Here is a 9,305-nt window from a genome sequence, read left to right on the forward strand (position 1 = left end):
AGTGCCCAACTCGGCGGCCAGGCTGTTCCACGCCGACGCGGCGGCCATCATCGGCCCCGACCCCGGACCGGCGTACATACGCGCGGAGTTGATCTCCGGGGGGAGTGCTGCAAAATCAAACATTTCCTCGAATCCGTTCTTCGATCGAATTCCGTTCAACCGCCAGCATTGACGTCCGCGGCCCTAGACGACTTCCGGTTTGGGCATCACGGTGGGCTTCACGCCGTAGCGCGGCGCACCGAAGCCCGGGGATTTGCCGGCTGAGGCCATCGCCGGCATGCCGGTCGGTACGGTTGTCACCGGGGTGCCCGCCGGGGCGGTGGTCCAACCCGCGCCCGCCAACGTCGCGGGGGAGGTGGGCGACGCCGGCATGCCTTCCCCGGCCCAGCTAGGGGGCACCGACAGCCCGCCAACCGCGGACGCCTGGCCCAGACTGGCTGATACCGGCGCGCCGCCGAGGCCCGAGCCTGCCGGTCCCGGCACGCTTGTCAAGGTTGCTCCCTCCAAGCCGACCGCTAGGCCGCCGAGGTCAGCACCAGCGCCCTCGGTTGTCTCGACGGGAATAGCGGTGAGCAGGCCACCGCCGGCCATCCCGATCAAGTCCGAGGCGGCAGAGCCCCAGTTTCCGGCCTGGATGTTCAGGAGATTGGCAATGTTGCTGACGAGTCCGGGGTCCGAGGACGTTGACGACCCGGTCAGCCCACCGGCGAGTCCAGAGAACCCCGACAAGGGCGAAGCGGTCGCGGTCGCGTTGGTGGCCTCGGCGGCGCCGTAGGAGCCGGCGCTGTTGCCCAAGGTGTTGACGAACATCTCGTGAATCGCCTGGGCGTGGGCGCTGACCTGCTGATACCAGGTTCCGTAGGTGGCGAATTGAATCGCCTGCAGCACCGACACCGGATCCGCGGCTGCGGGGATTACCCCGGTGGTCAGGGCCGCCGCGGCGGCGTTCTCGGCGGCCATCGCAGAGCCCAATCCCTGGAGCTTGCCCGCCGCTACCGTCAACGCTTCGGGCAACGTGGTCACATAGGACATCGGTCCTCCTTACGGACGTTCGTAGCCGACGACTACTTCACCTTTCGGCATCGTTTCTGGATTGTTTCTGGATTGTTTCTGGGCCATTGTTGCGGCGGCCGTTGGCGTATCGGCTAGCGAGGTTAACGCCACTTTTACGTTGCCGGTCGAATCCTTAACGGTTTTCCCCGGCCAGTGCGTTTGCAGCGCTATCTACAAGGCCGACAGGAGTTTTGGCGCAGGCGACAGAAGCACGCCGCGGTGGCGGCGCCAGCCAGCGGGTGCTGCCTGTGGTTGGGCACCGGTGGTCCGTTGCGATCGCGCTCGCGCTACATTCACCGCCAAGCCCCCATAGCCCAATCGGCAGAGGCAGCGGACTTAAAATCCGCACAGTCTGGGTTCGAGTCCCAGTGGGGGCACGGTCTTATACATTGCTGCTTTAGGATTCAGGGCCAAGCCCGGAGTCAGCGGCGGTGCGGGCCGGTCGGGTGTTGCCCCGAGAGGGCGCGGTGTCATGAGTATTCACACAGCGACAGGGCCGCACACCGTGATGGTGTACGGCCCTGTCAGGGGTTGTGCCGGGCGGTCGAAATCAGGCCCAGCTGGAGCCGACGGCGGAGTCGGTGTCGAACATGTTGGAGCCGGCGGTTTGCACCTTGGCGCCGTGGGCGTTGGCCTGCTCGTAGATCACCTGGAAGTTGCGGCCCAACTCGGTGATGAACTGCTGGCAGGCCGTCGAACCCGCCCCACCCCAAAAGTCCCCGGCGGCAAGCACATCGCGCACGATGGCCTGATGCTCGGCCTCCAGCGCCATCGCCTGGGCGCGAATCGTGGCCCCGTGGGCGTCCACATCGGCGAACTGGTAATTGATCGTCATCTTGAAGGTCTCCTAACGTGAGAAAGCCTACGCAGCCAGTGCTTTCGGCGCTAGCTGCTCAGCAGGTGCTGGGAGGCCTGCTCTTGGGCCTCGTAGTTGTTGGCGTCGCGGATCAGCCCGTCACGCACCCCGTGCAGCATGGTCACGATGTTGCGAAACGCCTGATGCATCTGGGCCATGGTGTCATAGGAGGTGGCCTGCGCGGGCCCGCTCCAGCCCGCCCCGGCGATGTTTTGACTCGACGCCCACATCTTGCGGGCCTCATCCTCCACCGTTTGGGCGTGCACATCAAAACGGCCCGCCATCGCCCGCATCTGATTCGGGTCGGTCATAAAACGCGTCGTCATAGCGTGTCTCTCCTTAAACTCGACGTGATTCCGGTTATGAGGCCGTCTGCCTTCAGGTGAAGGGATACGGCGTCGAGATCAACGGCTGGTGTCAGTAAGTTCACAATAAGTTCAATAATTAAAGCATCGCTCCCTTCTGTTGCTCATCAAACGACGACCTGTTTGGGCATTATCCTGGGTTTTACTCCGTAACGGGGCTCGCCGAAGCCGTATCCCGCCCGCCCGGCCGTCGCAGTCCCCGGCACGCCGGCCGGCAAAGCTGTCATGCCGGCCTCGTCGGCGGCGGCGGTCCAGCCCGCACCGGCCAGGGTGGCACCGGTCTGCGGGGCGGCGGCAGACCAGGCGGCCGGCACCGACAATCCGCCGACCGAGGACGCCGAACCCATTCCGGCCAACACCGACGCTTCGCCGGCGCCCGCCGCGCCCGCTGGGGCGGTTGCGCCGGCCAGCACCATTCCGCTGCCCAAGCCGGCGCCGAGGGGGGTGACATCGCCGACGGTGATGCCTCCCGCAGCGTTGGCGACGAAATGCCCCAAGGTCATCATGGCCGCGATCGTCATCATTGCGCACCACGACGCCGTGACATCCACCGTGTTAACGCTGTCTGCCACCACCCCTTGACCAAGGAAGGTCTGGAACGAGCTCAACAGCCCCGACAACGGGGACGGGTCATTTGCCGCCGCCAACGGGCTGGCCATGTTGGAGAGCGCTCCGTTGAGCCCGGACGTCGTCGCGCTGGTGTTGACGCCATTGGCAACCGCGCCGCCTTGCAGGGCCAGCCCATCCTGGTTGGTGTTGTTCACCGGCGCGTTCAACGGCTGCAGCCCGGCCGCGGCGGCCGCGGAGGAGGCGGCGTAGCCATACATGGCGGCGGCGTCCTGGGCCCACATCTCCGCGTAGTGCGCCTCGGTGGCCATGATCGCCGGGGTGTTTTGCCCCAGAACGTTGGTCGCGACCAGCGCGGCCAGCTGGGCGCGGTTGGCGGCGATCACCGGCGGGGGCACCGTCATCGCAAAGGCCGTCTCATAGGCGGCCGCCGACGCGGTGGCTTGCGCGGCGGCGTGCTGGGCGGCCTCGGCGGTGTAGCTCATCCACGCGATGTAGGGTTCGGCCGCGGCGGCCATCGCCGCCGAGGACGGTCCCAGCCACTGCCCAGTCAGCTCCGAGATCACCGACTGGTAGGCAGATGCCGCAGTGCCCAACTCGGCGGCCAGGCTGTTCCACGCCGACGCGGCGGCCATCATCGGCGCCGCCCCGGCGCCGGCGTACATACGCGCGGAGTTGATCTCCGGAGGAAGCAGTGCGAAATCAAATGGCATGTCTTCTAGTCCCGTTCCCTTAACGAACCCGATTGCGTGTGTCGTGTTCAGCTAGTCGCGATTCCTAAACAGTTGTCGGCTTGGGCATCACCTTGGGTTTGACGCCGTAGCGCGGGACTCCGTAGCCGTAGCCGGCTCTACCGCCCGATCCGGCCGGCATTCCGGCCGGCAAGGTCGCCACCGAACCGGTGTGCGGCGCTGCGGTCCAGCCCGCGCCGGTCAGCGTCGCGGGGGCGGCGCTTGACACCGGCACGCCTTCCCCGGCCCAGCTGGGCGGCACCGACAACGCGCCAAGGGAGGACGCCTGCCCCATGCTCGCCAGCACCGGCGCCTCGCCGAGGCCGCCCACCGCTGCGGGCATAGCCGCCGGCGTAACCGCCCCGTCCAGGCCGGCCGCCAAGCCACCGATATCGCCGGCAGCGGATTCGAGGGGGAGGGCGGTAAGAAGACCGCCGCCGCCCATTCCGATCAGGTCGGAAGCCGCCGAGGCCCAGTTACCGACCTGAACGTTCATGAGATTCGTAAAGTTACTGTTCAGCCCTCCTGTTCCGAGGATTCCCGACCCGCCCAGAATGTTGTTCAGGAAATCGAAGATGTTTCCCGGCGGGTCCGAGGAGGCTGCCGCGGCGGCCGGTGTTGCGGCCGACGACCCGCCCAGCAGTGACCCGAGCCCCGACAACGGTGTAGAGGCGGCCCCGGCCTGGTTGGCGGCTTCGGTCGCTCCATAGGAGTTGGCGCTGGTGCTCAAGGTGCTCACGAACTGCTGGTGAATGGCCTGGGCTTGGGCGCTGAACGTTTGATAGAGCTGGCCGTAGGCAGAAAAGATGCCCGCCTGGAGCGCCGAGACCTCGTCTGCCGCCGCCGGTACGACGCCGGTGGTTGGAACTGCTATCGCCGCGTTCTCGGTGGCCATCGAGGTGCCGATGGCCTCCAATTGGCTGGCCGCCGCGGCCAGCGCTTCAGGCACTGTGGTCACGAAAGACATCCGCATCTCCTCGCGAAAGTAGGCCGACCCGTCGCAAGGGGTCGGCCACTGTGCTTACTGTGGTGGTGTCTGCTGGGCGCTCTCACGGCTACATAGGTTTCCGGAGGCATGGCGAAATGGACAGCGGGTTAACAACTTCTTTACCTGTGCGCGTCAGTCTTAACAAACCCCGGCTTGTTCGCCAATTATTCTGCTGTCTAAAGACTTTGATGATGCTGCTTGACAAGGCGTCCGAGACGCCCATGCCTGCGGTCATCCGGATTCGACGAAATTGGTTGATTTACAAAGTCATTGCACTGTTATTGCAATGATCGTCCGATCACGGGCAGCTCAATGCCACCATCAACTGCGCCCACCTTCGGTGCGCCCGCTTTGCTACAGCTGGGCAACTCGCCTCGGTGGTGACGCCGAGGGTGATCGCCCGCAGGACGTTGCACGTGTGGCCACTTTTTGCTCTACCGGTGGGCACGGCAGCGAGGTGTCCGGCACGGTGCGGGTGTGGAACCGGTTGCACGGGCAAGGACCGGCAACCCATACTCGGCCGGTGATAGCGGGGCGGATGTGGGATGTTTTCATCAAAATCAGCAAAATGGCGACCCGCGTGTCGGACCGACGGCCCTCTGCCCACTGCGAAGGGGGGCATCGCCGACGTGAATGACGATCCGCGTACCGATGCCGTCTCCCATCAGTACCAGCGGTGGCGGTATCCACGCCCGATACCGGACCTTGAGGTATGGACCCGGAGCAACTGGGAATGGTTCGATCCGGTGCATTCTCACCGAATTTTGTGGCCCGATCGCGAATACCGTCCCGATCTCGATATTCTGATTGCCGGCTGTGGCACCAACCAGGCTGCAATTTTTGCGTTCACCAATCCCGGGGCGACGGTTGTGGCGGTCGATGTCAGCCAGTCGTCGCTGGATCATCAGCAGTATCTGAAAGACCGGCACGGCCTGTCGAATCTGGAGTTGCATCTGCTGCCGATCGAAGAGCTGCCAACTCTCGGACTCGACTTCGACCTGGTTGTCTCGACCGGCGTCTTGCACCACTTGGCTGATCCATTAGCTGGCATGAAAGCACTCGCCGGTTGCCTGCGCCGGGATGGGGCTATGGGTCTGATGCTCTATGCGAAGTACGGTAGGCTCGGTGTCGAGCTGCTGGAATCGGTCTTTCGTGATTTGGGGTTATGTCAAGACGACGCATCGATCCAAATAGTCAAAGAGGCGATCTCGGTGCTGCCGACCGATCACCCTGCCCGAAGTTATCTCAGTGCTGCGCGAGATTTGCAGTCGGACGCCGCTGTGGTGGATACGTTTCTATATGTGCACGGTCGCGCGCGTAGTTACACCGTCGACGAGTGTATTGACCTTGTCACCTCGGCCGGGCTGGTATTTCAGGGATGGTTTCACAAGTCGCCGTACTATCCTCACGATCTACTTGCCTCGGCGAGCGGGATTCTGGCGCCATCGAGTCGATTCTATTCAGCGGTAAAAGCACTGCCTGAGCGCAAGCTGTGGTCCGTCATGGAACGACTGCAGACGTTGAACGCCTGCCATTTTTTCATGGCATGCCGATCCGACCGGCCCAAAGAGGGCTACCAGATCGATTTCTCGACGGCTGACTATCTCGATTACGTTCCGCTGCTGCGTACGCGTTGTGGTCTTTCTGGTACCGACATTTTTTGGCCGGGTGGTGCACGGTTGCGTCTGACTCAAGCGCAGTTGCCTTTTCTGCAGTATGTTGACGGTCGCCGTACGATTGGAGATATCATTGAGCACGTGGCGCAACTCGGCGGCGTGACTGCCGTCGCAGTGGGTGATTTTTGGGAATTCGCTCGCACGTTGTTTCAATCACTATGGCGCCTGGACTTTTTGGCGATGGCCCTGAAGACGAACTCATAAAGGACTCTTCATGATTGAGGGTGTAGTTGGGGTCTGAATCCGCCGGTTTCTGGTAGGGATCGGGCGATGTAGTTGGTGAGGTTGCGAAATCCGAGGGCGGAGCCGCGCAGGTGTTCGAGTCGGCCGTTGATGGCTTCGGTGGGGTCGTTGCTGGTTTCGGGCCGGTCGAAGTAGGCCAGGATGTCGCCGGCGCGTTTCTTCAACGTGCGGCCCGGTGTGATGAGTTCGCGCAGGGCGTTGGGGACACCGCGGCTGAGGGTGTCGATCACGGCCTGCATCATCGCGGGACCCTTGGTCGGGTTGGGTTGGCGGCAGGCAGCGACGGTGCGCTGATAGATCGTCCAGGTGGCTTCAACCTCGACATGGGCGTCGGCGGTGAATAGGGCGTGCAGCCGGGTCTTTTGCTTGTCGGTGAGCAGGTCGGCGCCGGTGTGTCGGGTGCGCCGGGAGGCGTAGAGCGGATCGGTTTTGCGGCCACGGTGTCCGCAGGTGTCCAGCTGGACGCGGCGTCGGCACTCCTCGAGGGCGTCACCGGCGAGCCGGACCACATGGAACGGGTCCCTCACCGCGACCGCCTCGGGGAGTTCGTCGCTGGTGGCGGTCTTGAATCCGGTGAATCCGTGCCTCGCAACGACTTGCACGCCGTCGCCCCAGGATTTGGGCCGCTCAGCTAGGCAGGTCGTGACTGCCTGTTTGGAGCGCCCGTCGACCGTGTCGAGCAGCCGAGCAGGACCGGTTCCATCGTGCACCGCGGTGAGGTCGATGATGACGGTGACGTACTTGTCGCCTTTGTGGGTGTGGCGCCACACGTGCTCGTCGACGCCGATGACGCGCACACCGTCGAACCGGCCGGGATCGTCGATCAGCACCCGCCGGCCTTCGGTGAGCACCGCGCTGTTGGCGGTGTTCCACGACACCCCGAGGCCTTCAGCGACTCGTGCCACGCTCAGGTGTTGACACACCAGGGCCTTCCAAGGCCCAACGCAGAGCCCGTCGCGACAGCTTGGCCCGCGGCTCGGCCGCAGCACTGCTGTCCTAGCGCCACCCAGGCGCACAGCCGGCGCACTGGTACCGGCGCACGGTGACCAGCAAGGTCGTCGGCCGCCACCCGAACGGCTCATGCGCCAATTCCCGAGTGACGCTGTCGCGGGGGGTGCCCTGGTTCCCGCAGCGGCGACACCACGAGTCGTCGTCGACGATCCGGCAGGCCAGCACGGCCCGATCAGGTTGCAGGCGTTGGCCGGTCACCTCCAGCCCGGGCTCACCGAGGCGGCAGAAAGTGGTCAGATCGGCGCAGGCGAAACCCGCACCACCGGTGCCGTCGTGCACGTCGAGGTGTTCCTGATGGGCAGCATGGAAACTCCCATCTTCAGAAGACCTCGACCCCTATCCCGGTAACGACGTGCCGACCAGCTCTACACCCTCAACTGCGAAGAGCCAGTTTAGCGATGATGTAGGACGCGATCCTCGCCGAGGACAGCAGTGGACAGAGCCTCTCCGCGTGGATCGCCAAGGAAGAACTGCGCACCTTGCTGTCGACCGTGCGCGTCGGCGGGGATGCGCACCTGACCCGCTACCGGTTACACCGGTTTTTGACCTGGTGTATCGACTCACACATCCCTGAGCCGCTCTACCCTGGCCGCCCCAGCTGACACGCTTCCTGAAGGTCGAGTAGGCGGGCACGTCCGGTGCCGTCGAGTACCGGGGTCGGATCGATGATCACCGTGACGCAACTTCCCGGCCAACACGGTGGGTGTCAGACCAGCGGTGCTCGCCTACGCCGGTGACCCCCGCCCCATCCAGGCGAGCGGTATCGGAGGCCAGGATCATCTAGGTGGCGTCCATCGCGATGGTGTTGACGCTGTCCCAGCACAACCCCGAGGTCGCGGGTCACCACGGCGACCGCGGCCCGGTCGATCATCAGCCGGCGCGCAATGTAGCGCGTACCGCCGCATGGTCGACCAGCCACGCCTAGCACGTCGACCGGTGTCATGGACGAACACGTCCCGCTCGCAGACCGGATTCATGCACCGGTAACGCGGCACCCGCACGCGAAGACGCAGCGGATGCCCGAGAACGGGGACGTCGGTGACCCGGCGGATCACGGTGTCGCGGTAGCTGCCCGCACTCCCACAGTCTAGTGCTAGACAGTGGCGGCGGCCATCGTCGAGCAACTCGCAGAACACCACCGTGGCATCACCATCGACCGCGGCGTCGGTGATGCGCACCCCAAGGTCAACAGTCCGCATGATCGTGTCGGCAATACCAGCGACGGGCGACGACGTAGCGTCAGACATAGGGCTCCCCCATAGGCAGTCGGTTCGGCGTCAGCACCCGCATCTTCTGCCCGCCGGTACCCGTTTCAGCTCACCGACACGGCCTCCGAGCGCCGACACGCCACCTCACCTGCATTCTATTTCCGGAAGAAGGTGTTTAATCTGGGTTTGCTGCTTCGTTTCCGCCGTCTTGCGGGCAGTAATCATTTGTCGCGATTGTCGCGAATTTTGCTGCCTTCTCTGGGGCAAGTCCGGGATTTTGGTCCGTCAGATTTGTGATGACATCATCGCTGGTCATCCCGCTGCCTTTCAATGAGCATACCGTTTTGCCAGCCGTTACGGCTTGACCCGGATCGCTGTAGTGGATTCCAGCTTGATCGAGGTCGGCAACGAAGGCTTGGTCGCTGTCGTCGGCTCGTGCCTGGGCGGCCAGGGCAATCGTAGTGACCACGATCGGCAGCGTCAGTCGCAGTCGCATCGGATCATTATCCCCGACACACCCCGGTTTCGCATGACGGGTGACTCGGAGTTAACGGGCTCTACGCCACCAAGCTGGGACGGCGGGTTCGGATCCGTGATGTCTCGTGAT

General features: G+C 64.2%; 9 protein-coding genes, 1 tRNA gene and 2 pseudogenes. 3 read left to right on the forward strand and 9 right to left on the reverse strand.

Features of this window, described 5'->3' with window-relative positions; translation table 11 throughout:
- Positions 1 to 123 (reverse strand): PPE domain-containing protein (locus tag QJR12_RS12180; protein ID WP_300582531.1); only part of this gene is annotated, 123 nt, incomplete at its 3' end.
- Between the two features lie 60 nt (positions 124 to 183).
- Entirely contained in the window at positions 184 to 1,032 is an 849-nt protein-coding gene (locus tag QJR12_RS12185) for a PE domain-containing protein (protein WP_300582513.1), read from the reverse strand.
- A 324-nt stretch (positions 1,033 to 1,356) separates the two neighbouring features.
- Between QJR12_RS12185 and QJR12_RS12190 the strand changes: the two genes are divergently transcribed.
- Positions 1,357 to 1,430: transfer RNA gene (locus QJR12_RS12190), tRNA-Leu, on the forward strand.
- A gap of 173 nt (positions 1,431 to 1,603) precedes the next feature.
- On the opposite strand, the gene QJR12_RS12195 is transcribed toward QJR12_RS12190, so the two are convergent.
- From QJR12_RS12195 to QJR12_RS12210, 4 genes are all read right to left on the reverse strand, one after another.
- A complete protein-coding gene (locus tag QJR12_RS12195; protein WP_300582395.1) occupies positions 1,604 to 1,888 on the reverse strand; it encodes a WXG100 family type VII secretion target in 285 nt (94 codons plus the stop codon).
- 50 nt (positions 1,889 to 1,938) lie between these two features.
- Positions 1,939 to 2,235 (reverse strand): WXG100 family type VII secretion target, encoded by a 297-nt coding sequence (locus tag QJR12_RS12200; protein ID WP_300582516.1) that lies wholly within the window; start codon positions 2,233 to 2,235, stop codon positions 1,939 to 1,941.
- A 146-nt stretch (positions 2,236 to 2,381) separates the two neighbouring features.
- Positions 2,382 to 3,554, reverse strand: coding sequence for a PPE family protein (locus QJR12_RS12205; RefSeq protein WP_300582519.1), 1,173 nt, complete (start codon positions 3,552 to 3,554; stop codon positions 2,382 to 2,384).
- Positions 3,555 to 3,618: 64 nt separating this feature from the next.
- Positions 3,619 to 4,539 (reverse strand): PE domain-containing protein, encoded by a 921-nt coding sequence (locus QJR12_RS12210; RefSeq protein WP_300582521.1) that lies wholly within the window; start codon positions 4,537 to 4,539, stop codon positions 3,619 to 3,621.
- A 650-nt stretch (positions 4,540 to 5,189) separates the two neighbouring features.
- Between QJR12_RS12210 and QJR12_RS12215 the strand changes: the two genes are divergently transcribed.
- Positions 5,190 to 6,440, forward strand: a complete 1,251-nt coding sequence (locus QJR12_RS12215) for a class I SAM-dependent methyltransferase (RefSeq protein WP_300582524.1) — start codon at positions 5,190 to 5,192, stop codon at positions 6,438 to 6,440.
- 8 nt (positions 6,441 to 6,448) lie between these two features.
- Here QJR12_RS12215 and QJR12_RS12220 read toward each other — a convergent pair.
- Together QJR12_RS12220 and QJR12_RS12225 are read right to left on the reverse strand one after the other, a co-directional pair.
- Positions 6,449 to 7,769 (reverse strand): annotated as a pseudogene (locus QJR12_RS12220) (ISL3 family transposase).
- Positions 7,770 to 8,097: 328 nt separating this feature from the next.
- Positions 8,098 to 8,246: pseudogene (locus tag QJR12_RS12225) on the reverse strand (ISL3 family transposase); the annotation flags it as partial.
- A gap of 28 nt (positions 8,247 to 8,274) precedes the next feature.
- Between QJR12_RS12225 and QJR12_RS12230 the strand changes: the two are divergent.
- Positions 8,275 to 8,415 carry a hypothetical protein gene (locus tag QJR12_RS12230; RefSeq protein ID WP_300582526.1) on the forward strand — a complete coding sequence of 47 codons (141 nt, stop codon included), beginning with the start codon at positions 8,275 to 8,277 and terminating at the stop codon, positions 8,413 to 8,415.
- A gap of 458 nt (positions 8,416 to 8,873) precedes the next feature.
- Here QJR12_RS12230 and QJR12_RS12235 read toward each other — a convergent pair whose 3' ends face one another.
- Entirely contained in the window at positions 8,874 to 9,194 is a 321-nt protein-coding gene (locus QJR12_RS12235; protein ID WP_300582528.1) for a DUF732 domain-containing protein, read from the reverse strand.
- Between the last annotated feature and the right edge of the window lie 111 nt (positions 9,195 to 9,305).

The organism is Mycobacterium sp., assembly GCF_029961025.1.
In the GTDB taxonomy this organism is placed as follows: domain Bacteria; phylum Actinomycetota; class Actinomycetes; order Mycobacteriales; family Mycobacteriaceae; genus Mycobacterium.

Excerpts from the sequence above, each read along its gene's own strand:
- QJR12_RS12185 (WP_300582513.1), bottom strand. The coding sequence starts at position 1,032 with ATGTCCTATGTGACCACGTTGCCCGAAGCGTTGACGGTAGCGGCGGGC.
- QJR12_RS12195 (WP_300582395.1), bottom strand. The coding sequence starts at position 1,888 with ATGACGATCAATTACCAGTTCGCCGATGTGGACGCCCACGGGGCCACG.
- QJR12_RS12200 (WP_300582516.1), bottom strand. The coding sequence starts at position 2,235 with ATGACGACGCGTTTTATGACCGACCCGAATCAGATGCGGGCGATGGCG.
- QJR12_RS12205 (WP_300582519.1), bottom strand. The coding sequence starts at position 3,554 with ATGCCATTTGATTTCGCACTGCTTCCTCCGGAGATCAACTCCGCGCGT.
- QJR12_RS12210 (WP_300582521.1), bottom strand. The coding sequence starts at position 4,539 with ATGTCTTTCGTGACCACAGTGCCTGAAGCGCTGGCCGCGGCGGCCAGC.
- QJR12_RS12235 (WP_300582528.1), bottom strand. The coding sequence starts at position 9,194 with ATGCGACTGCGACTGACGCTGCCGATCGTGGTCACTACGATTGCCCTG.